24 protein-coding genes are annotated in these 23,727 nt (G+C 66.3%); 11 read left to right on the top strand and 13 right to left on the bottom strand.

From position 1 onward, the window contains the following. Positions 1-107: 107 nt before the first annotated feature. Complete coding sequence (locus tag B3E94_RS00460) at positions 108-1,142, bottom strand: L,D-transpeptidase (protein ID WP_236237506.1); 1,035 nt, start codon at positions 1,140-1,142, stop codon at positions 108-110. Between the two features lie 337 nt (positions 1,143-1,479). Between B3E94_RS00460 and B3E94_RS00465 the strand changes: the two genes are divergently transcribed. Continuing rightward, positions 1,480-2,751 (top strand): RidA family protein, encoded by a 1,272-nt coding sequence (locus tag B3E94_RS00465; RefSeq protein ID WP_286911917.1) that lies wholly within the window; start codon positions 1,480-1,482, stop codon positions 2,749-2,751. Positions 2,752-2,762: 11 nt separating this feature from the next. On the opposite strand, the gene B3E94_RS00470 is transcribed toward B3E94_RS00465, so the two are convergent. Then, entirely contained in the window at positions 2,763-3,734 is a 972-nt protein-coding gene (locus B3E94_RS00470; protein WP_286911918.1) for a GlxA family transcriptional regulator, read from the bottom strand. Positions 3,735-3,866: 132 nt separating this feature from the next. On the opposite strand from B3E94_RS00470, the gene B3E94_RS00475 reads away from it, so the two are divergent. Both B3E94_RS00475 and B3E94_RS00480 read left to right on the top strand, forming a co-directional pair. Beyond that, the gene (locus B3E94_RS00475; protein WP_176517582.1) at positions 3,867-4,508 is read left to right on the top strand and encodes an HD domain-containing protein; all 642 of its coding nucleotides are present in this window, start codon (positions 3,867-3,869) and stop codon (positions 4,506-4,508) included. A 147-nt stretch (positions 4,509-4,655) separates the two neighbouring features. Next, positions 4,656-5,585, top strand: coding sequence for an ABC transporter substrate-binding protein (locus tag B3E94_RS00480; protein WP_286911920.1), 930 nt, complete (start codon positions 4,656-4,658; stop codon positions 5,583-5,585). Between the two features lie 45 nt (positions 5,586-5,630). Here the strand turns inward: B3E94_RS00480 and ada are convergent, their stop codons facing one another. After that, entirely contained in the window at positions 5,631-6,707 is a 1,077-nt protein-coding gene (gene ada, locus B3E94_RS00485) for a bifunctional DNA-binding transcriptional regulator/O6-methylguanine-DNA methyltransferase Ada (protein ID WP_286911922.1), read from the bottom strand. 79 nt (positions 6,708-6,786) lie between these two features. Then, on the bottom strand, positions 6,787-7,401 hold the full coding sequence (locus tag B3E94_RS00490) for a DNA-3-methyladenine glycosylase family protein (RefSeq protein ID WP_286911924.1): 615 nt from the start codon (positions 7,399-7,401) through the stop codon (positions 6,787-6,789). A gap of 69 nt (positions 7,402-7,470) precedes the next feature. On the opposite strand from B3E94_RS00490, the gene B3E94_RS00495 reads away from it, so the two are divergent. Then, positions 7,471-7,632, top strand: a complete 162-nt coding sequence (locus B3E94_RS00495; protein WP_286911926.1) for a DUF2986 domain-containing protein — start codon at positions 7,471-7,473, stop codon at positions 7,630-7,632. A gap of 12 nt (positions 7,633-7,644) precedes the next feature. Here B3E94_RS00495 and B3E94_RS00500 read toward each other — a convergent pair whose 3' ends face one another. The 7 genes from B3E94_RS00500 to B3E94_RS00530 form a co-directional block, all read right to left on the bottom strand. After that, positions 7,645-8,028 (bottom strand): tautomerase family protein, encoded by a 384-nt coding sequence (locus B3E94_RS00500; protein WP_286911928.1) that lies wholly within the window; start codon positions 8,026-8,028, stop codon positions 7,645-7,647. 399 nt (positions 8,029-8,427) lie between these two features. Further along, the gene (locus B3E94_RS00505) at positions 8,428-8,802 is read right to left on the bottom strand and encodes a RidA family protein (RefSeq protein WP_176517589.1); all 375 of its coding nucleotides are present in this window, start codon (positions 8,800-8,802) and stop codon (positions 8,428-8,430) included. A gap of 24 nt (positions 8,803-8,826) precedes the next feature. Beyond that, the gene (locus B3E94_RS00510) at positions 8,827-9,513 is read right to left on the bottom strand and encodes a DUF3726 domain-containing protein (protein ID WP_176517623.1); all 687 of its coding nucleotides are present in this window, start codon (positions 9,511-9,513) and stop codon (positions 8,827-8,829) included. Between the two features lie 2 nt (positions 9,514-9,515). Next, positions 9,516-11,210, bottom strand: coding sequence for a hypothetical protein (locus tag B3E94_RS00515; protein WP_286911929.1), 1,695 nt, complete (start codon positions 11,208-11,210; stop codon positions 9,516-9,518). A 27-nt stretch (positions 11,211-11,237) separates the two neighbouring features. Continuing rightward, positions 11,238-12,788, bottom strand: coding sequence for a BCCT family transporter (locus B3E94_RS00520; RefSeq protein WP_176517591.1), 1,551 nt, complete (start codon positions 12,786-12,788; stop codon positions 11,238-11,240). A 52-nt stretch (positions 12,789-12,840) separates the two neighbouring features. Further along, on the bottom strand, positions 12,841-13,827 hold the full coding sequence (locus B3E94_RS00525) for a dipeptidase (protein WP_176517592.1): 987 nt from the start codon (positions 13,825-13,827) through the stop codon (positions 12,841-12,843). Between the two features lie 12 nt (positions 13,828-13,839). After that, entirely contained in the window at positions 13,840-15,282 is a 1,443-nt protein-coding gene (locus B3E94_RS00530) for an aldehyde dehydrogenase family protein (protein ID WP_286911930.1), read from the bottom strand. A gap of 95 nt (positions 15,283-15,377) precedes the next feature. Here B3E94_RS00530 and B3E94_RS00535 point away from each other — a divergent pair, with 95 nt between their 5' ends. Together B3E94_RS00535 and B3E94_RS00540 are read left to right on the top strand one after the other, a co-directional pair. After that, entirely contained in the window at positions 15,378-16,259 is an 882-nt protein-coding gene (locus B3E94_RS00535; protein ID WP_176517594.1) for a LysR family transcriptional regulator, read from the top strand. Between the two features lie 103 nt (positions 16,260-16,362). Further along, positions 16,363-17,127 carry a hypothetical protein gene (locus tag B3E94_RS00540; protein WP_286911932.1) on the top strand — a complete coding sequence of 255 codons (765 nt, stop codon included), beginning with the start codon at positions 16,363-16,365 and terminating at the stop codon, positions 17,125-17,127. A gap of 8 nt (positions 17,128-17,135) precedes the next feature. On the opposite strand, the gene B3E94_RS00545 is transcribed toward B3E94_RS00540, so the two are convergent. Together B3E94_RS00545 and B3E94_RS00550 are read right to left on the bottom strand one after the other, a co-directional pair. Next, entirely contained in the window at positions 17,136-18,446 is a 1,311-nt protein-coding gene (locus B3E94_RS00545; protein ID WP_176517596.1) for an MFS transporter, read from the bottom strand. An 89-nt stretch (positions 18,447-18,535) separates the two neighbouring features. Next, on the bottom strand, positions 18,536-19,960 hold the full coding sequence (locus tag B3E94_RS00550; RefSeq protein WP_286911933.1) for an amidase: 1,425 nt from the start codon (positions 19,958-19,960) through the stop codon (positions 18,536-18,538). Between the two features lie 124 nt (positions 19,961-20,084). Between B3E94_RS00550 and B3E94_RS00555 the strand changes: the two genes are divergently transcribed. The 5 genes from B3E94_RS00555 to B3E94_RS00575 all read left to right on the top strand — a co-directional run. Continuing rightward, entirely contained in the window at positions 20,085-20,861 is a 777-nt protein-coding gene (locus B3E94_RS00555; RefSeq protein ID WP_176517598.1) for an IclR family transcriptional regulator, read from the top strand. Between the two features lie 184 nt (positions 20,862-21,045). Further along, positions 21,046-21,510: a hypothetical protein gene (locus tag B3E94_RS00560; RefSeq protein WP_286911935.1), complete on the top strand. Its 465-nt coding sequence runs from the start codon at positions 21,046-21,048 to the stop codon at positions 21,508-21,510. A 65-nt stretch (positions 21,511-21,575) separates the two neighbouring features. Next, positions 21,576-22,415 carry a DUF692 domain-containing protein gene (locus tag B3E94_RS00565; protein WP_286911936.1) on the top strand — a complete coding sequence of 280 codons (840 nt, stop codon included), beginning with the start codon at positions 21,576-21,578 and terminating at the stop codon, positions 22,413-22,415. Then, positions 22,408-23,142 carry a DNA-binding domain-containing protein gene (locus tag B3E94_RS00570; protein WP_286911938.1) on the top strand — a complete coding sequence of 245 codons (735 nt, stop codon included), beginning with the start codon at positions 22,408-22,410 and terminating at the stop codon, positions 23,140-23,142. The genes B3E94_RS00565 and B3E94_RS00570 overlap by 8 nt, the downstream gene beginning before the upstream one ends. A 167-nt stretch (positions 23,143-23,309) precedes the next feature. Next, positions 23,310-23,727 (top strand): contractile injection system protein, VgrG/Pvc8 family (locus B3E94_RS00575; protein WP_286911939.1); only part of this gene is annotated, 418 nt, incomplete at its 3' end.

Consider the following 23,727-nt stretch of genomic DNA (forward strand, 5'->3'; position numbering starts at 1 on the left):
TTATCCTGTTGAAGACCTGTCTGGGGTCGCAAGCAAGATCAAGCGAAGATTCAGCTTGATTGAAGGCCAAAGGCCGCTACTTTGCTTGAAATTCACAGGTTTGCCGATCATTTCTTGACCAATGGCTTAGCATCCTCGCCGTCGTCGGTGCTGATCACGGTGAATTGGCCGTTGCTGCGGGTATCGCGGGTGGAGGCCCAGTCGGTGATCACCAGCATGGTGCCGACGTCCATCGCCGCACGCAGGTGATGGCGAAATTCCGGGCTCATGTTCAACTGCCCCAATTGCTCGTAGGGCGTGTCCCCGTACTCCGGGTTGCTCAGGCCCACCACCGACCAGCGCAACGGCAGCGCGCCGTCGAGTGCCAGGGCGGAAGGTTTTTGCAGCAGCGAATACACCGCCATGCCGCTGCGATGGCGGCTGCTTTCCAGGGTTAGGGCCGGCGCCGAGCCGATCAGCTGGCCGCCGCGAAACACGTAGGCGCGAAGGTCGGCGCGGCTGATCAGGATCGACAGCGGCCCGGCGGCAGGGTCGGGGTCGTTCCAGAACTGCTGGTTGTTCAACACCAGCGGGCCCTGGGCCTTGCCATCGCTGACCGTCGGCGCCAGCACGCCCGGGTGGTAGACCTCCACCGGGGCACTGTGGGTGTCGGAGACGATCACGGTAGTCGAGCTGAACCCGGTGACCTCGTACAGCTTCTTGGCAAATTCCATCGGCAGCCGCACGCAGCCATGGGAGGCGGGGTAGCCCGGCAGATGGCCCGCGTGCAGGGCAATGCCGTCCCAGGTCAGGCGCTCCATGTAGGGCATGGGGGCGCTGTTGTAGAGGCTGGATTTGTGCTCGACCTTCTTCTGCAGAATGCTGAACACCCCGGTGGGGGTTTCGCGCCCGGCCTTGCCGCTGCTCACGGTACTGACGCCGATGGCGATGCCATTGCGATAGACGTAGGCACGCTGCTCGGTGAGGCTGATCACCACCGTGACCGGGCCCACCGGCGAAACCTGCGGGTACCAGAGAAACTGGCCCGGCTTGAGGCTGTCGAGCTGGCTCCTGAGCTGGGCCGGGCTGGGCACCTTCAGTGGGGCTGCCGTGGCCAGTGCGCCGGCAAGTAACAAAGCCATTCCTAGCGATATACGCAACATCGATTCCATCCTCATGGCGCCATGCGCGCAGCTTAATCGCAACCTTCGTTATCCGGCAAATCAGGGCAGTTTTGCCAACTAATCCCACCCCCGCGCTATTGCAGTTATTCCAAATCAATCTGTCAGCCAGCCACTTCGCTTCGATTATTGCGCCCGGTCAATGGCGCGATACCCAGCGCTCACTACAATTGCCCTGCTTCATCCCTCCTGACACTCGCTCATTCGCCCTCAAGGCAGTGAACCAGTCGCCCGGCCCCACAGTGGCAGCCTTCGATCGCGCAATGGATTATCTGCTTGCCACTCAATCTGTGAAATCCAGAAAGATGGGAGTACTAGCATGAGTGGCTACAACGCCGTATTGGCAAGAAATACCGGCAATGCTCCAGAAGGCATTGGCCCTTATTCGCAAAGTGTCGCGTTCTCGCACTACAACAACCTTAGCGCCCAGTTACCCATCGACCCCGCATCCGGTGCCGTGGTGGCAGGGGGTGTGAAGGCGCAGGCGGAGCAGTGTTTCAAGAACATCAAGGCCGTGGTGCAAAGCGTCGACCACACACTGGAGGATGTGGTCAGGCTCAGCATCTTCCTGCGCAACATGGCCGATGCCGAAGTCGTCAACAGCGTCTATTCGGCCTATTTCCCAGGCTATGTGCCGGTGGTGACGACTGTCGCGGTTGCCGCATTGCCGATGGATGCCCTGGTGCAAGTGGAAGCCTTGCTTTCCAATGGCGTAGGCACGATCCCCAACGCCCCCCAGGCCGGCGACCTGGTCAAGACGGTGTGCAATACCGAGCGTGCGCCGGCAAGCGCACTGTCCGCGCAGGCCGTGGCTTTTTCGCACTACAACAACTTGTCTGCGCAACTGCCGATCGACCCGCAAACCGGCAAGTTGGTGGCAGGCGGTGCCAAGGAGCAGGCCGCGCAGTGCCTGAAAAACATCAAGGCGATCCTCGAAGGCATGGACGTGCCTTTCGATGACATCGTCAAGATCACCCTCTTCGTGAAAAACCTCTCGGACCTTGCGCAGGTCGACCAGGTGTACAAAACCTTCTTCCCCGACTCGGCCATTGCCAGGGCAGTCGGTTACTTCCCCGCGCGCACGGTCGTGGTGGCCTCAGGTTTGCCCATGGATGCGCTGGTGCAGATAGAAGCCGTCATCTCCCACGGCGATGGCACGCCACCGCAAGTTGTCGAAGACCGCCACGGGATTGTCATCAAGGCAAACAACACGCCCCATGCGCCCCTGCACCCGCTGTCCACGCAAACGGTCGCCTTCTCGCACTACAACCACCTCTCTGCGCAACTGCCTTTGAACCCCAGTACCGGGAAGTTGGTGAGCGGGGGTGTGAAAGAGCAGGCGCAGCAATGCCTGATCAACGTCAAGGCGATTGTCGAAAGCATCGGCCACGCCCTGAGCGATGTGGTCAAGGTCAACGTCTTCCTTGCCGATATCCAGGACCTTGCCGCCGTGGACGAGGTGTACACGGCGTTCTTCCCCGATGGCGTGCCTGCACGCAGGGTGGTTGGCGTGTCCGCGCTGCCCGAGAACGCGCGGGTACAAGTCGATGTGGTGCTGGCAAACGCTGAAGGCACCCCGCCAAGCCAGTAGCCGGGGAACGTTCAGCCCACGCGCCCGTAGCGCTTGCGGTACTCCGCAGGCGTTACCCCCACGTGGCGGACGAACGCGCGGCGCAAGGTGTCGGCATTGGCAAAGCCGCAGGCGGCCGCCACCTGCTTGGGCGCTTCGCGGCCTGCCTCCAGGCGCGCCCGCGCGGCGTTGACCCGGGCCAGTTCGACCCAGGCCGCCGGGGTCATGCCCACCTCGCTGTGGAACACCCGGGCAAAATGCCGCGGGCTCAGGCCGACACGGGCGGCGAGGGCGGCAATGCCATGGTCCTCGACCGGGTTGGCGGCGATATAGCGCTGCAGGCCCTGCAGCGCCGAACGCCCGGCCGGCGAACTGGCGCCTTGGCGGCTGAACTGCAATTGCCCGCCCGGGCGCTTGAAGTACATCACCAGATGCCCCGCAACCTGTTTGGCCATTTCGTGGCCCAGGTCTTCTTCGACCAGGGCCAGGGCCAGGTCAAGCCCGGCGGTTACCCCGGCTGCGGTGCGCAGCTTGCCGTCGTGCACCTGGATGGCATCGGCATCGACCTGTACCGCGGGATAGCGCGCAGCCAGCGGCGCCGCCACCGACCAGTGGGTGGTCACCCGCCGCCCATCCAGCAGCCCCGCAGCCGCCAGGGCAAAGGCCCCGGTGCACACCGAGCCGTAGCGCCGGCAGGCGCCTGCGCGCTGGCGCAGCCAATCGAGAATGCCGGGGCGCAGGTACTGCTCGGCCGCCTGCGGCGTGCCTGCCACCAGCAAGGTGTCGAGCGCTGGCAGTTCATCGCCTATCCAGCCATCGGCCAGCAGCCGCGTGCCCGATGAACTCACCAGCGGCCCCGGTTCGCAGGCCAGCAACAGCAGGCGGTAGGCCTGGTGGCCGAGCTGCCGGTTGGCCTCGGCGAACACATCGAGCGGGCCGCAGGCATCGAGCAGTTGAACGCCCGGCAACGCCAGGATGGCAAGGGTGATCGGCTGTTTGGGCATGGCGGTTTCTCAAGGGGCGCGGGCAAGGCTGTATGGCGCCGACAATGGCAGTATCTGACTGGTCAAGTCAATTGAGGGCATAGGCAGCGGCCAGCAGACTGGACGGGTCATCCACCCCTCCGAGGTACGCACATGTCCACATCCATTGCCGGCATCCACATCCCCGACAGCGCCATGGCGCGAGAAATCACCGAGCTGGTGCGCGACACGGCATCGCCGCTGCTCTACCACCACTCCAGCCGGGTCTTCTATTTCGCCGCCCTGGCCGGCCAGCGCCTGGGGCTCAAATACGACAGCGAGCTGCTGTACGCCGGCTGCATGTTCCATGACATGGGCCTGACCCACTCGCACAGCAGCGATTGCTGCCGCTTCGAGGTCGACGGGGCCAACGCCGCGCGCGATTTCCTGCAGCGCCACGGCGTCGACGAGCGCGATGTCGAGCGGGTCTGGACGGCCATTGCCCTGCACACCACGCCCGGCATCCCCGAACACATGCACCCGCTGATTGCGCTGGTGACCGCAGGTGTCGAAACCGACGTGCTCGGCCTGCACCACGAAGGGCTCGGCAGTGCGGCGCGAGAGGCCGTGGTGCAGGCGCACCCACGTGGCGAGCAGTTCAAGGAAGCGATCATCCAGGCGTTCTACGAAGGCATTCGGCACAAGCCGCAGACCACCTTCGGCAACGTCAAGGCCGATGTGATCGCGGACAAGGAGCCGGGCTTTCGGCCTGGCAACTTCTGCAGCGTGATCCGCCAGTCGTGCTGGCCCAGTTGAGCGCTGGCCTGCTGCAAGGGCTCAGGGCCTTGAGCATGGACGGCGTCCGAGGACTAGCGTAGGTTTGGCATCCGCTCGTTTCCTGGCTTTCCCAGGGCATGAGCGATCGCCAGATCATCGTTTCAGAGGGCGCCGGTGGCTGCACATTTGATCAGTAAAGTTGGGGGGCTGTTGCTTGCAGCCCTTTTCACCGTGCCGGCCGTGGCCGGCACTTACCGCAACTGCGCGCAGCAATGGAGCCTGCCCCCGTCGCCACCTTCGCGCATCGTCGCCCTCAACCAGCATGCGGCCGATCTGCTGCTGGCACTAGACGCCGGCCCTGCGCTGGTCGGCGTGGCCTACCTCGATGACAATGGCGCGGGTTGGCGCCAGGGGCAGTACGCCGGCGTGCCGGTGATCGCCCGCGAGTACCCCGCCAGCGAAGTGCTGTACGCGCAAAGGCCCGACTTGGTGGTGGGCGGTTTCGCTTCGGCGTTCGGCGCCGGCATCACCTCGAGAAGCGCACTGGGCGCCAATGGCATTGCCTCCTACCTGCTGGAGTCAGCATGCGACGGCCATTCGCTGGATTACTTCGGCCATGTGCGTCACGACCTGGCCACCCTGGGGGCGTTGCTGGGCCGGCAACGGAAGGCCGGCGAACTGATCGGCGCCATGGACCGCGACCTGGCCCGCGCCCGGGCGCTGGGCAGCGCCAGCAAACCGCTGTCGGTGTTCTACCTGGACAGCGAAATCAAAGGCCTCGACAGCCAGGGCAAGCGCGGCTTCGTCACCCAGTTGCTGGCGGCTGCCGGGGCACGAAATGTGTTTGCCGACATCGACCTGTATCGCGTCAACGCCAGCCGCGAGACCTTGTTGCTCAGTGACCCGGACGTGATCCTGCTGGCCGACGCCGTGTGGTCGCCCGCCAGCCGCAAGCGCCAACTGCTGCTGCGTGACCCGGTGCTGTCGCGCCTGCGCGCCGTGCGCGAGCAGCGCATGATCGACATCCCGTTCACCCACCTGATGCCCACGCCGGCCAGCGGCCGTGTGGCGCTGGAGCTTGGGGAGCAGTTCAAGGCACTGCAGGCGGCGGATTGAGGGGCTTGCCGTCACTGCCCGGCAGCCGCCACAGCCGTGGCGCAGTCAATGGCCGGACTCACGATCGAGCAGCTCGCGCTTGCGCTCCACGCCCCAGCGATACCCCGAGATGTCGCCATCACGGCGCACCACCCGGTGGCAGGGGATCGCCACCGCGATGTGGTTGGCCGCGCAGGCCTGGGCCACCGCCCGCACGGCCTTGGGCGCGCCGATGCGTTCGGCGATGTCGCTGTAGCTGGCCGTCGCACCTGGCGGGATCTCGCGCAGCGCTTGCCAGACGCGCTGCTGAAACGCCGTGCCCTGGATGTCCAGGGGCAGGTTCAGGCCCAGCGAGGGCGCTTCGATGAAGCCCACCACCTGGGCGACCAGGGCTTCGAACTGCGGGTCGGCGCCAATCAGCTGGGCCTTGGGAAACTGGTCCTGCAGATCGGTCAGCAGCGCCTCCGGGTCTTCGCCCAGGAGGATCGCGCAGATGCCGCGCTGGCTCTGGGCGACCAGGATCGCCCCAAGCGAACAGGCACCGATGGCAAAGCGAATTGCCGTGCCCACGCCGCCATCCCGGTAGGCCTTCACGCGCATGCCCAGCAGTTGCTCGGAGGTGGCGTAGAAGCGGCTGTTGGAATTGAAGCCGGCGCCGTAGATGGCGTCGGTCACCGAGGTTTCGCCCTGGCCCAGTTCTTCGCGCAGCTTGCGGGCGCGGGTGGCCGAGGCATACGCCTTTGGCGTCAGGCCGGTTTCGGCCTTGAACAGGCGGTGGAAGTGAAAGGCACTCAGGCCCAGTTGCGCCGCCAGTTCGTCGAGCGTGGGTGGCGTGGGCGAGGCGTCCATCAGCCGGCAGGCCTTGGCCACCAGCGCGGCGCGCTGTTCGCGGGCGCCGGTCTGGTCGCGCGAGGCGCGCAGGCTTGGCCGAAAACCGGCGGCCTCGGCCTGCGCTGCGTCGTTGAAGAACACGACGTTTTCGCGCTTGGGGCGGCGCGCGCTGGAGCTGGGCCGGCAGTACACGCCGGTGGTGCGCACGGCATACACGAAATGCTCGTCCGCGGCGGGGTCGCGGGCCTGCACGGCGGCCCAGCGTTGTTCATCCGTGCCGAAAGGGGCGCTCGACGGCTTGGGCAGGTTCATGGCGCAATCTCGCTAAGGGGGAGTGGGGCCAGTCTATGAACCCCTCGCCGCGCAAGCACTCCGGTTCTTGCGCTTGAATTCACCTGGCCTGGGGCACGCGCCACAGGTACCAGGCCGCGGTGGTGCGGTGGGGGCTCCAGGGTTCGCCGATTTCGCGCATCTGGCGCGGCGTCGGGGCTTTTTCCAGGCCTTTGAGGCGCCGGTAACCCTCGCGCACGCCAAAGTCGTCGACCGGCAGGATGTCGGCCCGCTCCAGGCTGTAGATCAGGAACATTTCCACCGTCCAGCGGCCGACCCCACGCAACGACACCAGGCGCTCGACCAGCTCGGCGTCGCTCATCGCCTGGGCCTCGGCCAGTGTCGGTACCACACCATCCAGGCGCGCCTGGGCAATTGCGCGGACAGTCGCCAGCTTGTTCGCGGAAAAACCGCAGACCCTTTGCTGTTCGGCGTCCGTGGCCAGCAAGGCGTCGGCAGCGGGGAATGCTTGGCCTGGATAGAGCGCAAGAAACCGCCCCAGGATCGCATCGCCGGCCTTGACGTGCAGTTGCTGGTAGGCGATGGCGCGAATCAGCGCCTCGTAGGGCTCGCGGGCCGGTTTGGTTTCATGGCGGCAGGGGCCGATGGCGCTGATGTGGCGCGCCCATTCGTCGTCCAGGCCCTGCAGGAACAGGGCGGCATTTGCATAAGTCACGGCGGGCGCTCCAACAGCCAGCGTTAACAGTGTAGGCTGCAAGCGTATCTCTTTTTTACCGAGCTCCGTATGAACCGCCGCAAGAAAATCAAACAGCTGATGCAAGCCCACGCCAAGAAAGCCAGTGCCAAGCTGGCCCCGCGCAGCAAGCCCAAGTACATCTGCAAGGCCGAGCGCCTGAAAATGGCCGAACAGGCCGCCCTCGATGGCAACGCTGTCGTTCAAGAGTGACGCCTGCGGCGGTCAGTTCGCGTACTGAGCGATGCCGTTGCCGAACGACCAGTTCTCCTTGCGCACCTCGACCAGGTTGATGAACACATCCTCCGGGCGCACGCCGGCTTCGCGCTCGAGCCCTTGCGCGATGGCCAGGTACAGCGCTTTCTTCTGCTCCAGGGTGCGGCCCTCGTTGAGGGTGATCTGGATGAATACCTGGGCCTCGGTGCGCTGGATGCCCAGGTAGTGCGGGTCGTTCACCAGGTTGTCGCTGTCGTGTTCGGTCAGCACCTGGAAGTTGTCGTGCTCCGGCACGTTGATGGTCTGGCGCATGGCGGCGTAGACCACCTTGCCAAGGGCCTGCAGGTGGGTGGGGTTGGGCTGGCGTCTGATGTCGATGCGTACCAGTGGCATGTCGGGCTCCTCGAAAGGGAACGCTGCGGCGGGTTGGCAGTGCGACAGTAACGATAGCTGGGCGGGGCAGTACTATCCAAAAGCGTGTGCGCTGCTCCTCCTGTGGGAGCCGGCTTGCCGGCGATGGGGCCCGAGCAGACGCTCAGGGTTGCCTGCCCTGGCCTCATCGCCGGCAAGCCGGCTCCCACAGGAGAAGTACGCGACCCTTGGCTTGTGGGCTCCCGATCGAGAACGCTGCGGCGGGTTGGCAGTACTATCCAAAAGCGTGTGCGTTGCTCTTCCTGTGGGAGCCGGCTTGCCGGCGATAGGGCCGGAGCAGACGCTCAGGGTTGCCTGCCCTGGCCTCATCGCCGGCAAGCCGGCTCCCACAGGAGAAGTGCGCGACCCTTGGCTTGTGGGCTACGGCACACAGGCATAGACAACCAACTCCACCAGCATTTCTTCGCGGGCGAGCCCAGCCACTACCACAGCAGCGCGGTTGGGGTAGGGGGGCTGGAAGTACTGGCCATAGAGGCTGTTGACCGTCGCCAGGTAGCTGCGGTCGGTCACATAGATCAGCACCTGCGTCACATCGTCCAGCGAGGCGCCCGCCGCCTCCAGGGTGTGGCGCAGGTTGTCCAGGGTCTGGCGGGTCTGGGCCTCGATGCCGCCGGGCACCACCTGGCCCTGGGCGTCGATCGGGATCTGTGCGGTGTACAGCGTGCCATTGCCCACCACCGCCCATTCCAGCGGCGCCTTGGAGGCATACAGGTCGGTCTTGATCGCATGTTTCATTGAAGGGTTCCTGAAGGTTGGCAATCAGTCGGCATCGCTACCACCGCCAGCGCCATGACGGCGCGAGGCTTCGGTGCTCTCGACCAGGATCTGTTCGGCGAACTGCTGCAGCCGCTGCCAGGTCTGCTCGCTCACCACGAAGCCCTGGCTCAGCGTGCCAACGCGGGTGACCGCCGCTGTAGCGGCTTGCGTCGGCCGGCTGAACAGCACCGTGATGCTTTGTTCTGCGCAAGGTTCGGCGGCTTCGCTGTGCAGGGCGGGGCAGCTGGCGCCAGCGGCGAACGTCGCCACATGCCGCTGGCGTGCATCGCCCCACTGGGCGCGCACCGCAAGGCCGCGTTCGGCGGCCCGGCTCAGGTAGCCCAGCAACAGCAGGCGGTTGTGGCACTGCTGGATGCGCAGCACGGCCTGGCCGTCGCGCAGGGCCTTGCCCAGTGCCAGCTCCACCACGGTGGCGGCGCAGCGCAGCACGCTCTGGCCCTGGGCGTCGATCACCAGCAGGGCGCTGTCTTCATGGCACAGGCTGTAGGGCCGTGCGGCTTCGCTGTGCAGGTAATCCAGCGCCTTGGCCAGCGTGCCGACGCCGTCCAGCCCTTGCAGGTGCAGCCAGCCGACCAGCTCGGCGGCATCCTCGCAGTCACCGGGCGCAAAGCCCATGCCTTCGAAGGCCTTGCGGCACATCACCTGGATCTCGTTGAGCGATACGCGCATGGTCACACACCCTCCTGCGGCATGACCGCGAAATTCCAGTCATCGGTGAACGGCTGGCCGATGTCGGCAACCAGGGGCGCGCCCTGGAACAGCGTGATGCGCACCCAGCGGCTGGATTTCGGGTCGAACTTGCCAGCGCCGAAGAACGCCAGCTTGCAGCGCAGCAGGTGGATCGGCAGCATGCCCTCGGCCAGCAGGTTGGCGCGGATCTCGCCATAGGCGGTGCGCGCCATGCCTTGCAGGCGGCGGACCGTGCCCTTGAAGCCGGGTTGGGCGATCAGGAAATGCGCCGTCAGCGCCTGGGGCTGGGTGCCCAGGTGGGCGAGCAGGGCGCTGTGGCAGCGCTGGATATTGCGCGCGATGCCCAGCTGCATTTCCTTCTCGGCGCCCGGCTCCTGGTGGCGCATGCCTAGGCGGGGTTCTTCTTTTTCCGCAGAGCGGTACCAGAAGAAGTGCTCGGCCTGCACGTCGCTGAAGTCGTAGGCCAAGGCCCAGGCATAGTGCTGTTCGATCAGCTCGCGCAGCTGCGCAAGTGGCATCTGCGCATCCAGCTGGCAGCCTTCGACCACGCCCATCTGCTCGGCCAGCGGCGTGACCTGCTCGGGGTACAGCTCCAGCAGCAGGCTGACCAGCAGCTCCTGGCAACCGACCCCGGCATGGGCTTCGCTCCAGCCCTGCAGGCGCTGCCAGAGGCCGGCGCTGCAGGCTTGGGTGTCGAGCCAGTCGCCGAGGCGGGCGAGCTCGGCGAGGGTGCGCTGGTCTTGCTCGTGCTGGCGCTGGTCTTCGGTGCAGGTCTGCGCAAGGTGCGCCTGGGCCCTGGCCAGCAGCGCGTGCAGGCGGGCCAGCCTTTCAGGGCTCGGAGCTTGTGCCAGCACCAGGGCCAATGCGCGTTCCCGTGTGGCGATCCAGCGCTCGACGAGCTGCGGGTGGTTGATCAGAAACGGCGCCATCCCCAACCCCGTGGCATTGCCGACCCCCAGGTAACGCTGCAGCGCCGGCGCCAACGGCACCGCCCGTTGTGGGGCGAGGGCGCGGGCCATGTGCTCGATCTGCTCGATGCTGAAATGGCGCAGCAGGTACACCGTGAACATCTGCGCGCTGAACGGCTGGTCGAAGTCCGGGTTGCCCTGCAGGCAGGCGAAGTCGGCGATGCCGAACTTGCCATTGCCGTACACCGCGGTGGTGCGGTACAGGTAGCCGACTTCGGCCAGCTGGCGCGGGTCGGGCTGGTTGCCTTCGGCCAGCGCCGCAAGGAAGCGGTCGAAGTTGCGCAGGCTGCGGTTGGCCCGCGACAGCACCAGCACCCGGGCATCGAAACGGCCGGCTTCCTGCAGCGGCACATTGCGCTGCAGGTCGGCCAGTTGCGCCGCGTCGACGTCACCTGCCAGCAGCACGAAGGCGACGTCCCACTGGTCGGCGATCACCCGGTCGCTGCGCTTTTCCGGCGGCAGGTAGGCTGAGAAGATCACGCAGTGGTAGTGCGCGTTGGGCGTGTCGATGCGGTAGATGGCGGTGCCGAAGCCGTTGCCGTCGAGGTCGAAGCGGCTGCGGCTGATCTGCCAGCGCTGGTTCATCATCCGCCGCAGGCTGCTGCGCACGAAGCTCAAGGGGCTCTGGAAGTGGCTGCCCAGGCGGGCCAGGTCCATGACCTGGCTGGCCGGGCGCAGCCCTGTGGGTGCGAACGCGGGGTTGCTCATTGTTGTTGTACCTGCATGCATCATGGTTCAGACGCCTTGTTCGCGGGCCATGTGCCGGGCGATGCGCACGGCATCCCACAACGCTGGCAGGATCACCAGCGACACCGGCACCGCGGTGATGACGATAAAGGATTGCAAGGCCGTGACACCGCCTGCGCCGATGGTGATCAGCACCACCGCCGCCAGGCCCATGCCGATGGCCCAGAAGCCGCACAGCCATTTCTTCGGTTTGTCGTTGCTGGACATCGCCAGGGCCACGGTGAAGGCCATGGCATCACCATTGGTGGCCACCGAAATGAAGCTCAGGAACAGGAACAGCGCGCTGATCAGGCCGCCCCACGGCAGGTTCTGGGTCACCCCCAGCAGCAGGTCCTCGGCCTGGGTGCCATGGGCGGTGACGATGCCGGGGGTCTGCAGTTCCAGGCCGATGCCGGTGCCGCCGACCACGGTGAACCAGAACATGGTCACCAGCGGGGCGATGATCGACAAGGTCATGATGATCTCGCGAATGGTGCGGCCTCGCGAGATCCGCGCGACGTACAGCGCCACCATGGGGGCATAGCCGATGAACCAGCCCCAGTAGAACACCGTCCACCAGTCCAGCCACTTGGGGTCGGCGCGAAACAGCGTCATCGGGATGAACTGCTCGACGTGCAGGGCAAAGGCCGCCGGGAAGCCGCCGAGGATGAACAGCGTCGGCCCGCACAGCACCATGAACAGCGCCAGGCCGATCATCAGCCACACGTTGATCTCGCTGACGAAACGGATGCCCTTGAGCCCCACCAGGCACGACACGGTGTACATCGCCGTGACCAGGACGATGGTCAGCGACTGGGTGACGATGCCATTGGGCACGCCCCACACCGCGTGCATGGCGCTGCTGATCTGCAGGCCCAGAAAGCCGATCGGGCCGATGGTGCCGGCGACCACGGCGATGATCGAGGTGGCGTCGGCCAGGGTGCCGATCGGCCCTTTCAGCGCACGCTCGCCGAACAGCGGGTAGAGCAGGGTGCGCGGGGCCAGCGGCAGGCCCTTGTCGTAGTGCAGGTGCATCAGCACGATCGCCAGCAGGCTGCCGAGCACGGCCCAGGCAAGAAAGCCCCAGTGCACGAACGACTGCGCCAGCGCCGCGGTGGCTGCTGCTTCGCTGTGCGGCTGCACGCCGGCGAACAGCGGCGGTGGGCTGGCAAAGTGCATCAGCGGCTCGGCCGCCGCCCAGAACGCGCCGCCACCGGCGAGCAGGGCGCACATGATCACCGCGATCCAGTTGAAGGTGCTGATGTCCGGGCGCTGGTCGACGCCGCCCAGGCGCACCCGCCCGCAGCGCGAGAAGCCGATCACCAGGCTGACCGCGAAGGTCGCCAGCATCAGCACCTGCCAGTACAGGCCAAAGAACCGCGTCGACCAGGCGAACAGGGTGTTGACCAGCGCCGACACCGCGTCGATGTCGACCAGCGCCGCGACCAGGAACGCGGCCAAAAAACCGCCGCTGATCAGAAACAGCGGCCAGTCGATGTCCCGCGCCAGCGGCAGGCCCAGGGCCTGGCCTTCGGCCGGCAGGGTGGTGGGGTTTTTCATGAAGCCTCCGGAAGCTGCTTTGTTGTTATTGTCGATGCTGTCCGTGCGCGGCTCAGGCGTGCGGCGTGCTGGCGGTTTCCAGCAGGCGCAGCCAGTTGAGCCCCATGATCCTGCGTACATCGTCTTCGGCAAAGCCCCGGGCGCGCAGGCCCCGGGCGATGTTGGGGAAATCGCGGCTGTCGCGGAACCACTGCAGCGGCGCCGGCCAGTTGGCGTTGTCCTTGGAGCCCTCGCCGTAGTCCTTGTCCTTGCTCCAGCGCCCGTTGCGCATCCATTCCAGCACCGCCAGCGGCTGCGCCTGGCACAGGTCGGTGCCGATGCCGATGTGCTCCACGCCCATCAGGTCGGCCGTGCGCGCGACCATGTCGCAGAAGCTCTCCAGGCTGCACGCCGAGGCGTCCTTGAGGTGGAAGGGGTAGGTGCTGAAGCCCAGCAGCCCGCCGGATTCGGCGATGCCGCGCAGCACCGCGTCAGACTTGTTGCGCTTGGCGGCATGGAAACTTGCCGGGTTGGCGTGCGACACGATCACCGGCCGGCTGGACAGCTCGATGGCCTGCAGGGTGCTGCGTTCGGCGCTGTGGGACATGTCGATGAGCATGCCGACCCGGTTCATCTCGGCGATCACCTGGCGGCCAAAGCGGCTGATGCCGTTGTCTTCGCTTTCGTAGCAGCCGCTGGCGAGCAGGCTCTGGTTGTTGTAGGTGAGCTGCATGACGAACACGCCGAGCTGGCGAAACACCTCGACCAGGGCAATGTCGTCCTCGATCGGCGAGCAGTTCTGGAAGCCGAAGAAGATGCCCACCCGGCCTTCTTGCTGGGCCAGGCGGATGTCGCCGGCGCTGCGCACCGGGCGAATCAGCTCGGGCCAGGTCTCGAAGCGGCGGTTCCACTCGCCCAGGCGTGACAGGGTTTCGCGGGCGTTCTCGTGGTAGGCGATGGTGGCGTGCACCGCGCTCAGGCCACCGGCCTGCATCTGCTGGAATATTTCCGGGCTCCAGTTGGAGTACTGCAGGCCGTCGATCATCAGGAGGTCGTTCATGCTGGTCATCCTTCAGGGCCGCAGGTAGGTGGTCTTGACCACGGTGTAGAAGTCGCGGGCGTACTGGCCCTGCTCGCGCGGGCCGAAGCTCGAGGCTTTGCGCCCGCCGAACGGCACGTGGTAGTCGGTGCCGGCAGTGGGCAGGTTGACCATCACGCAGCCGGTCTGGGCGCGGCGCTTGAACTCGCTGGCATGGCGCAGGGACTGGGTGATGATGCCGGCGGTCAGGCCGTAGGCGGTGTCGTTGAGCGTGGCCAGGGCTTGTTCGAAGCCGCTGACGCGGATCACGCAGGCGATCGGGCCGAACACTTCTTCGCGGTTGATGCGCATGTCGTTGCGGGTATCGACGAACAACGCCGGGCGCATGTAGTAGCCGTCGCTCTCCAGCTGCAGGCGTTCGCCGCCTTCGATCAAGGTGGCGCCTTCGGCCTGGGCCAGGCGCAGGTATTCCAGGTTCTGCTCCAGTTGCCGGGCCTCGGCCACCGGGCCGATCTGCACCCCGGCATGCAGGGCGTGGCCGACCTTGAGCTGGCGCATGCGCAGGCGCAGCGCGTCGACGAAGCGGTCGTGGATGGCGTCGCAGACGATCAGCCGCGAGGAGGCCGTGCACTTTTGCCCGGTGCCGAAGAACGCGCCATTGAGCGCGCATTCCACCGCCAGCTCGAGGTCGGCATCATCCATCACCACCAGGGCATTCTTGCTGCCCATTTCCAGCTGGCAACGCACCAGGTTGGCGGCGGTGGCGACGGCCACGCGGCGGCCGGTCTGCAGCGAGCCGGTGAAGGTCAGGGCGTCGATATCGGGCGATTGCACCAGGGTTTCGCCGACGCTGGCGCCACTGCCCATGACCAGGTTGAAGGTGCCATGGGGCAGGCCCTGGCGGCTGATGATCTCGCTCAGCGCCCAGGCGCTGGCCGGCACCAGGTTGGCCGGCTTGAACACCACGGCGTTGCCGAAGGCCAGGGCCGGGGCGATCTTCCAGGCGGCGGTGGCCATGGGGAAGTTCCACGGGGTGATGACGCCGACCACGCCCACCGGCTCGCGGTGCACTTCGATGTCGATGCCGGGGCGCACGGAGCTGGCGGTTTCGCCCATCTGGCGCAGCACTTCGGCGGCGTAGTAGTGGAAGAACTGGCCGCTGCGCTGCACTTCGCCGATGCCCTCGGCCAGCGGCTTGCCTTCTTCACGCGAGAGCAGCTCGCCGAGCTCGGCCTTGCGCGCGATCAGCTCGTCGCCGATGGCCATCAGCACCTGCTGGCGGGCTTCCAGGCCGCTGGCGGCCCACAGCGGTTGTGCGGCGCGGGCGGCCTGGATGGCTTGCAGGGCCTGCTCGGTGGTGGCCTGGTGGTACTCGCCGATCAGGTCGCCGGTGTCGGAGGGGCTGTGGTTGGCGATGCAGCCCTGGCCCTCGCACCACTGGCCATCGATGTAGTTCTTGTAGGTGTTGTGTGACATGGATGAAAGCCTCTGTTTGCCTGGCGTTCATCTTGCGAGCAATATGGGGCAAATAAAAATTAATAAAAAAAATGCTTTGATAAGGAACGCTAACCATGTTGCCCGAGCTGAAGATCGCCCAGCTGCGCTACTTCGTGCTGGTCGCCGAACTCAAGAGCTTCCATGCCGCCGCCCGCCAGGCTTGCCGCACTCAGCCGGCAATCTCGCTGGCGGTGCGTGAGCTCGAGCAGAAGCTCGACCAGGCCCTGGTCGAGAAGGGCGGTGGCCGGGTGGAGCTGACGCCCTTCGGCGAACACTGCCTGCCACTGTTTCGCGGCCTGCTCGAACACCACGACCGCATCGCCCGCGAGGTGACCCTGCTGGCCCACCACGAAATCGGCCAGGTCAGCATCGCCACCGTGCCCTCGGTGGCCAGCCGCCTGCTGCCGGGGCCGTTGGCGCGCTTCGTGGCCGAGCACCCGAACGTGCAGGTGAGCATCCAGGACGCCACGGCCGAGCGGGTGCAACAGCTGCTGGCCCAGGGGCAGGTGGATTTCGGCATCAGCAGCCTGTGGGCGCAGGACGAGCAGCTCGACTTCGCGCCGCTGCTGCACGACCAAGTGGGCGTGGTGTGCCGCGCCGATCACCCGTTGGCGCAGGCCGGCGCGCCCTTGCACTGGTCGCAGCTGCAAGGGCTGGCGATGGTGCGCAACGGCACCTCGCGGCTGCTGGAGGGCAGCGAGGCCGAGGCGCTGCTGGCGCACAGCCGCTTGTTCGTGTCCAACATGATTTCGCTGATCGCCATGCTGGAGCAGGGCGTGGGCATCAGCACCTTGCCTTACCTGGCCTTCCCCCAGGAGAACGAGAAGCTTGCCTTCCTGCCCCTGGCGGCGCCCAAGGTCGAACGGCAGATCGGCCTGCTGACACGCAAGGGGCGCAGCCTGTCGCCGGCCGCGCAGGCGCTGCGCGAGTTTCTGCAGGCGCAGATGGCGGGCTGACGCTCAGCCATTTGTGGCATGGCTGAGCAGGCTGTCGGCATCGGTGCCGCTGCTTCGCTGAGGTATGATGCCGGTCCGTGTCCCAGAGCCTGCCGTGCCTTTCATGACTGCCTTCTACCTGAAATTTCTCATCACCCCCACGCTCATGCTGGCCATCTCCTTGGCGTCCAAGCGCTGGGGCACCAAGATTGGCGGCCTGCTCTCGGGCCTGCCGGTCACCTCGGCGCTGGTGATCCTGTTTCTGAGCCTGGAGCAGGGCGCGGGGTTCGCCTTGCAGGCTGTGCCCGGGGCCTTGGCGGGGCTGGCTGCGGTTCAGGCCACCTACCTGTTCTACTTCCTGGTAACGCGGCGGGTTTCGGCGCTCATCGGTTGCCTGGCGGCGTTGGCGGTGTACGCGGTCAGCGCCTGGCTGATGAGCCGGCTGGGGGTGCTGGCGGCTTCTGTTGCAGTGACCCTGGCGCTGCTCAGCGTGATCATCGTGGTCACCCGGCCCAAGGCTGACAGTGCCCCGCCCAAGGTGGTGGCGTTGCCGCGTTGGGTCATCCCCATGCGCATGCTCACGGCCACCTTGCTGCTGGTGGCGATCACGGCCAGTGCCGAGTGGCTGGGGCCGGTGGCCAGCGGCTTGCTGGCGCCGATCCCGGTGATTGCCTGGCCGCTGGCGGTGTTCGCCCACGTTCAGGGCGGGCACCAGGAGCTGGGGGCGATCGTGCGCGGCAATGCCATTGGTGCGGTGGGCGTGCTGGGCTTCTACCTGGCCGTGAAGGCCTCGATCGAAACCTGGGGCACGCTGCCATCGATCGCCACCGCCGTGGTGCTGGCGGTGGCGGCGACCTTCCTGTTGGCGCGCCTGCTGGACCGGCGCTAGGCCGTGCCTCAGGCGTAGCTGGGCTGCAGCAGCGGGCTGCGGCGGCGCATCAGCAGCAGCACGCAGGCGAACGAGATGAACGCCAGCAGCGAGTAGAACAGCGCCAGCGGCCACCACTGGCCCGCGGCCTGGCCGGCGATCAGCGTGCCGACCATCGGCGTGGTGCCGCCGATCAGTGCGCCGCAGGCCTGGTACGCCAGCGAGATCCCCGAATAGCGCTGGTACACCGGGAACACGTTGACGATATAGCCGGCGATCACCGCGTAGAACGCCGAGGAGAACACCTTGGCCAGCGAAATGCCGAGGATGATCATGCTGTTCTGCCCGCTGGCCACCAGGCTGAACATGGCATAGGGCACCAGCATGCTGGCGGCGGAGGTCAGCAGCAGGAAGCGGCCGGCGCCGACCTTGTCCGCCAGCCACGCGGCGATGGGCTGGTTGATCAGCTGCACGATGGCCACCACCGACAGGCACTCGAGGATCACCGAGCTCTTGATGCCCAGGTACTGGGTGGCGTAGGCGATCATGAAGGTGTTGGTGAAGTAGGCCGAGGAAATGCCGATGGAGCAGGCACCCATCACCAGCAGGATCAACGGCCAGGCATCGCGAACCACGCTCTTGACCGGCGACTGCTCGGGCTTTTCCTGCTTGGCCTGGGCTTCGAACTCGGGCGATTCGTGCACGCCGCGGCGGATCACGAACGCCAGCAGCAATAGCAGCACACTGCCCAGGAACGGCAGGCGCCAGCCCCAGCTGTAGAGGTCGGCATCGGGCAGTTCGGTGATCAGGCGAAACACCATCAGCGACAGCACCAGGCCCGCCGGGCTGCCCAGCTGGGCGAACGAGGCGTAGAAGCTCTTCTTGCCCTCGGGCGCATGCTCACTGGCCAGCAGCACCGCACCGCCCCATTCGCCACCCACGGCGATGCCTTGCAGGATGCGCAGGGCCACCAGCAGCACCGGCGCCAGCAAGCCGACCTGCTCGAATGAAGGCAGCAGGCCGATGCCCACTGTGGAAACCCCCATCAGCACCAGGGTAAGAATCAGCGAATACTTGCGCCCGAAGCGGTCGCCCAGGTGGCCGAAGATCACCCCACCCAGCGGCCGGGCGAGAAAGCCCACCGCCAGGGTGGCGAACGACGACAAGGTGCCCACCAGCTGGCTGCTGCCGGGGAAGAACACATGGCTGAAGATCAGCGCCGAGGCGGTGGCGTAGATATAGAAGTCGAACCATTCGATCAGGGTGCCGAGAAACGACCCGGCGGCGGCGCGGATGGGTTGCCGCGCGCGGGTGGGCGATGCGTGGGGTGAAGTGGACATGGGGCTTCCTTTGACTGTTATTGGCATTGTTCAAAAGGCATCAAGCCGGCGTTGTGTGTGCGTCTGTCGCGCCTTGCCAGCGTTGCGGGTCAGCCCGCCAGCGGGCGGTCTACATAGGGGCGGTTGAGCGTTTCCAGTGCCTGGGCAAAAGCCAGCAGGCGCTGTTCGTCGCGGTAGCGGCCGACGATCTGCAGCCCCACCGGCAGGCCTTGCTCGCTGAAGCCGCAGGGCAGCGAAAGGCAGGGGTGGCCGCTCAGGGTGATCAGCGAGCAGCTGTTCATCCAGTCGATGTAGGTGTGCATGGGCTGCTCGCCGATCTGCTGGACGAAGGGTTGTTCCACCGGGAACGGCAACACCTGGCTGACCGGCGCCACCAGGAAATCGTACCGCTCCAGCAGCGCCTGGGTGTCGCGGAACAGGCGCGCGCGCACCGCTTCGGCATCGATCACGTCCTGGGCGGTGAACTGGCCGGCCTGCTCGATGTTCCACACCACGGTGTCCTTGAGCTGCGCGCGGTGGCTGGCGAGCAGGTGGCCGTAGCCGCTGGCGTAGGTCAGCGCGCGCAGCACCTGGAAGGCGCGGGCGCCGCCGCTGAAGTCCGGCTCGGCCAGCTCCACACTGCAGCCCAGGTCGGCCAGGCGGCGCACGCCGGCTTCGGTCACGGCGCGTACTTCAGGCTCCACGGGCAGGCCGCCGAGGTCCGGGCTGTAGGCGATGCGTGCGCCGCGCCAGTCGCCTTGCAGCTGCGCGTCCAGGGGCAGCGTTGTTGATTGCAGGGACAGCGGGTCACGGCGGTCTTCGCCGGCAATCACGCTCAGCAGCAGGGCCACGTCCGCCACGCAGCGGCCCATGGGGCCGGCCACCGTCAATTGGCCGAAGCTGTTGTTGTTCGGCCAGTTCGGCACACGGCCGATGGAGGGGCGCAGGCCGACGATGTTGCAGAAGCTCGCCGGGTTGCGCAGCGAGCCGCCCATGTCGCTGCCGTCGGCCAGGGCCACCATGCCCGTGGCCAGGGCCACCGCCGCGCCGCCGCTGCTGCCGCCGCAGGTCAGGGCCGGGGCGTAGGGGTTGCGGGTGGCGCCGAAGAGCTGGTTGAACGTCTGCGAGCCGGCGCCGAACTCCGGCAGGTTGCTCTTGCCCACCAGGATAGAGCCGGCTGCGGCCTGGCGGCTGACGATCAGCGAGTCTTGGCTGGGCACGTGCTCGGCATACACCAGCGAACCCCAGGTAGTGCGCATGCCGGCGGTGAGGAACGAATCCTTGTGCGCCACCGGCAGGCCGTGCAACGGGCCAAGCGCACCGCCCTTGGCCTGGTGCTCGTCGGCAGCCGCGGCCTTGGCCAAGGCGCCTTCGGCATCGACGGTGACCAGGGCATTGAGCGCCGTGTTGTGCCGCTCGACTTGCGCCAGGCACGCCTCGGTCAGCTCTCGCGCCGACAAATGCCCTGCGCGTATCTGCGCCGCCAGCTCCCAGGCGGGCCGGGTGGCCAGGTTGGAGGAGGGTTGACCAGGCATTCGAATCTCCTTAAAGTATCGCTATGCAATACTAATTATTGATTGGTGATACTATGTATATGCCAGGTCGCGCCCAGCGGTCAAGATGGCCTATGCTTGGCCACCCGAATGGAGGCACCGCCACGTGAGCGAGAAAGACCCGCGCCAGCAGCACCCGCAGTTCATCGAGACCTTGGAAAAAGGCATTCGCGTGCTGGAGATCTTCCGCGACGGCCAGCCCTCGCTGGGCCTGACCGAGCTGGCCGAGGCCTGCGACATGACCAAGAGCGCGGCCCAGCGGTTCACCCACACCTGGTGCGAGCTGGGCTACCTGGCCAAGGACGAACGCTCGCGGCGCTACAGCCTCACCCACAAGGCGCTGGAGCTGGGCTTTCTGTACCTCAATGCCTCGCCGCTGATCAGCCGCGCACTGCCGGCGCTGAAACTGATCCGCGAGCGCTGCAACCTGACCGTCAACCTGTCCGTGCTCAGCGGCCACGACATCGTCTACGTCATGCGCATTCCAGGCCCCAACCAGACCCACGCAGAAATGCTGCCCGGCCGCCGCATGCCGGCCTGGTGCACGTCGGCCGGGCGCGTGCTGCTCGCCGACCTGCCGCCCGCGCGGGTGCAGGCGAGCCTGGCCGAGGTGGCGCCGGTGGCCTACACCGCCCACACCGAAACCGACCGCCAGGTGCTGCTGGAACGGGTGCAGGAAGCCGGCCGCAACGGCTATGCCATGACCCGTGAGCAGGTGCTGGTCGGCCAGGTGGGCATCGCCGCGCCGATCCGCAACGTGCACTTCCAGGTGGTGGCGGCCATCAACATCACCGCCCAGCTCAGTGCCTGGCCGGTTGAGAAGGTGCAGCAGGAGCTGGTGCCGCTGCTGATGGAAGTGAGCCAGGCGGTGACCCTCGGCTGAGCCGGTGTATCACCGTGTATCACGCCCCGTGCATGAGCCGTTCGCTTACAAAACCCGCTGCATCCTGATACGCCCCGGACACAGGCCTGAGGCCAAATGAGCCAGCCCCAACGCCCAGCCAGACGGCTGCGTTGCCAGGCCCATTTCGCCCTTGCGGCATGACCGAACCATTCAGGAGCAGCCTATGTCCCGTATCCAACGCCCCACCAAGACCCGCCTCGGCCTGCTGAGCATCGCCTTGCTTGGCGGCATCAACCTCACGCCCTCGGCCTTTGCCGTCGAGCCACTGCCCCAGGGCTATCAGCTGGCCGCCGCAGAAAAGGCCGGGGAGGGCAAATGCGGCGAGGGCAAATGCGGGGCCAGCGGCGCCTCGGCAAAAGTCACCCAGGCCGAGGGCAAGTGTGGCGAAGGCAAGTGCGGCGACGCCTCGTTCGCACGCACCGACACTGACCACGATGGCCGCGTCTCGCGTGCCGAACTGCTGGCCAAGGCCCCGGGCGCCAATGCCGAATTCGACGCGATCGACGCCAATCACGACGGCTACTTGTCCGAAGCCGAGGTCTATCAGTTTCGCAAGCATCAGTTCGACGCCAACGGCAAGCCGTTCCCCAGCGACCTCTACAGCAAGCTGAGCCAGGCCCGCGACTGACTTTCGCTGGCGTCCTCCCCGGGCCCATGCCGGGGAGGGCACTCCACCCTCCAGGAGCTTGCCCCATGAACACACCTTCTGCCTTGCAGGGTGCAGGCCTCGGCTTGCGTCGTGCCCTGCTGCCCGAACTGCTGACCTTGGACGCCGGGGCCGTGGACTTTCTCGAATGTGCGCCAGACAACTGGATCGGTGTCGGTGGCGCCTATGGCCAAGGCCTGGCGCAACTGGCCGAACGCTTCCCGCTGGCCTGCCACGGCCTGTCGCTTTCGCTCGGTGGCCCGGCGCCGCTCGACCACGTTTTCCTACGCCGGATTCGTCAGTTTCTCGATCACTATCGCGTGCCGCTGTTCAGCGAACACCTGAGTTACTGCGCCGATGACGGCCACCTCTACGACCTGATCCCGCTGCCATTCACCGACGAAGCCGTGCGCCACACCGCCCGGCGCATCCTCGAGGTGCAAGATGCCCTGGGCCGGCGTATCGCCGTGGAGAACATTTCCTACTACGCCGCGCCCTACCAGGCGATGAGCGAGATCGACTTTCTTCAGGCCGTGCTCGGCGAAGCCGACTGCGACCTGCTGCTGGACATCAACAACCTGGTGGTCAATGCCTGCAACCACGGCTATGACGCCACGAAGTTTCTCACCCGCCTACCGCCCGAGCGGGTGGCCTGCCTGCACGTGGCAGGCCATTACGACGAAGCGCCGGGGCTGAAGATCGACACCCATGGCGCCAGCGTCCAGGCCGATGTCTGGGCACTGCTCGGCGATGCCTACCAATACCTGGGCCCGCGGCCGACGTTGCTGGAGCGCGACTTCAACCTGCCGCCGCTAGCCGAATTGCTGGGCGAGGTGCAGCACATCCGCACCTTGCAGGCTCCGGCAAGGGAGCGGCGCCATGGCTGACACCCTGCAAGCCCAGCAGCTGTGCATGAGCCGCCACATCCGCGACCCCCAGGCCAACCCGCCGCCGCCGGGGATCGAAGCCCGGCGCCTGGCGGTGTATCGGCGACTGTTCTTCGGCAACGTGCTGACGTTGCTGACGGGGAGTTTTCCGGTGCTGCAGGCGAGCCTGGGGCCTGAGCGGTGGCGAGCGCTGATTGAAGGCTTCTACGCCGACCATCGTTGCACCACGCCCTTGTTCACGGAGGTGGCGGGGGAGTTGCTGGACTATCTGCAAGCTCGCGCGGATCTACCGGGGTGGGTGGCGGAGTTGGCCCATTACGAATGGGTCGAGACCGCGTTGCTGCTGAGCGATGTTTGCGAGCCTAAGGATGATGCCAGTGCCGACCTGCTCGATGACGTGCCGGTGCTGTCCGGGCTGGCCATGCCGCTGGCCTATGCCTGGCCGGTCAGCCAGATCGGCCCTGGGAGCATTCCACGGCAGGTGCCACAGGCGCCGACACTGCTGCTGGCGTACCGGGGCGCCGACTTTCAGGTGCACTTCTCGCGTTTGGCGCCGTTGGCCCATGCGCTACTGGTGTCGTTGCAGCAGCAGCGCTGCAGTGGGCGTGAGCATCTTGCTGCCTTGGCGCACAGGGCTGGCGTTGAACTGGCGCAGGTCGAGCAGCAGGGGCTGGCTTTGTTGAATGCTTTCCGGGCCCAAAACGTGGTGGTTGCCCTGGCGCAGTAAGTGTGGGAAGGGCCAGAACTGGGCCCTGGTTTTCGGCGCAGGATGTAACCTTTATGTAGGACAATTTCCAGCCGGATGTAGGAGCTGTCTATATTTCCCTGGAAGGGTGGCCCCACCAAAGAATGTGCGCCAGGGTTCGGAACTTCACTGCAGTGGAGTTTCGAAAAATGTCGCAAGGCGTCTTTGATCACAGCCAGCACAAACTGGCAGTGGAGGGTTTGGCCGCAGCACTCGACGTGTTGTCCTTCGAAGGCAGGGAACAGCTCAGCGAACCCTTCCTCTACCGCGTGGAATTCACCTCGGCAGAACAGGACATCGCCGTCGAGCTCATGCTCGGCAAGCGCGCCACCTTCAGCCTGCACCCACCGCCCAGCAAGCTGCCTCTGCTGGGCCTGCCCGCGCCCCAGATCAAACCGCTGCGCACCGTGCATGGCGTGGTCACCGGCTTTGAGCGCCTGTCCAGCTCGCGGGACGAAGCCCGCTATCAGCTGACCCTGCAGCCGCGCCTGGCGCTGCTGGGCCGCGGCCAGCAATACCGTATCTACCAGCACCAGTCGGTGCCACAAATCGTCGAGCACATCCTGC

The organism is Pseudomonas sp. UBA6315 (assembly GCF_002438125.1).
GTDB classification, from domain to species: domain Bacteria; phylum Pseudomonadota; class Gammaproteobacteria; order Pseudomonadales; family Pseudomonadaceae; genus Aquipseudomonas; species Aquipseudomonas faucium.

Coding starts and splice junctions, on each gene's coding strand:
- B3E94_RS00520 (WP_176517591.1), bottom strand. CDS start 12,788: ATGAAAAACCCCACCACCCTGCCGGCCGAAGGCCAGGCCCTGGGCCTG.
- B3E94_RS00565 (WP_286911936.1), top strand. CDS start 21,576: ATGAACACACCTTCTGCCTTGCAGGGTGCAGGCCTCGGCTTGCGTCGT.
- B3E94_RS00510 (WP_176517623.1), bottom strand. CDS start 9,513: ATGCGCGTATCGCTCAACGAGATCCAGGTGATGTGCCGCAAGGCCTTC.
- B3E94_RS00550 (WP_286911933.1), bottom strand. CDS start 19,960: ATGCCTGGTCAACCCTCCTCCAACCTGGCCACCCGGCCCGCCTGGGAG.
- B3E94_RS00560 (WP_286911935.1), top strand. CDS start 21,046: ATGTCCCGTATCCAACGCCCCACCAAGACCCGCCTCGGCCTGCTGAGC.
- B3E94_RS00540 (WP_286911932.1), top strand. CDS start 16,363: ATGACTGCCTTCTACCTGAAATTTCTCATCACCCCCACGCTCATGCTG.
- B3E94_RS00545 (WP_176517596.1), bottom strand. CDS start 18,446: ATGTCCACTTCACCCCACGCATCGCCCACCCGCGCGCGGCAACCCATC.
- B3E94_RS00495 (WP_286911926.1), top strand. CDS start 7,471: ATGAACCGCCGCAAGAAAATCAAACAGCTGATGCAAGCCCACGCCAAG.
- B3E94_RS00470 (WP_286911918.1), bottom strand. CDS start 3,734: ATGCCCAAACAGCCGATCACCCTTGCCATCCTGGCGTTGCCGGGCGTT.
- B3E94_RS00570 (WP_286911938.1), top strand. CDS start 22,408: ATGGCTGACACCCTGCAAGCCCAGCAGCTGTGCATGAGCCGCCACATC.
- B3E94_RS00500 (WP_286911928.1), bottom strand. CDS start 8,028: ATGCCACTGGTACGCATCGACATCAGACGCCAGCCCAACCCCACCCAC.
- B3E94_RS00525 (WP_176517592.1), bottom strand. CDS start 13,827: ATGAACGACCTCCTGATGATCGACGGCCTGCAGTACTCCAACTGGAGC.
- B3E94_RS00505 (WP_176517589.1), bottom strand. CDS start 8,802: ATGAAACATGCGATCAAGACCGACCTGTATGCCTCCAAGGCGCCGCTG.
- B3E94_RS00515 (WP_286911929.1), bottom strand. CDS start 11,210: ATGAGCAACCCCGCGTTCGCACCCACAGGGCTGCGCCCGGCCAGCCAG.
- B3E94_RS00460 (WP_236237506.1), bottom strand. CDS start 1,142: ATGTTGCGTATATCGCTAGGAATGGCTTTGTTACTTGCCGGCGCACTG.
- ada (WP_286911922.1), bottom strand. CDS start 6,707: ATGAACCTGCCCAAGCCGTCGAGCGCCCCTTTCGGCACGGATGAACAA.
- B3E94_RS00535 (WP_176517594.1), top strand. CDS start 15,378: ATGTTGCCCGAGCTGAAGATCGCCCAGCTGCGCTACTTCGTGCTGGTC.
- B3E94_RS00475 (WP_176517582.1), top strand. CDS start 3,867: ATGTCCACATCCATTGCCGGCATCCACATCCCCGACAGCGCCATGGCG.
- B3E94_RS00465 (WP_286911917.1), top strand. CDS start 1,480: ATGAGTGGCTACAACGCCGTATTGGCAAGAAATACCGGCAATGCTCCA.
- B3E94_RS00530 (WP_286911930.1), bottom strand. CDS start 15,282: ATGTCACACAACACCTACAAGAACTACATCGATGGCCAGTGGTGCGAG.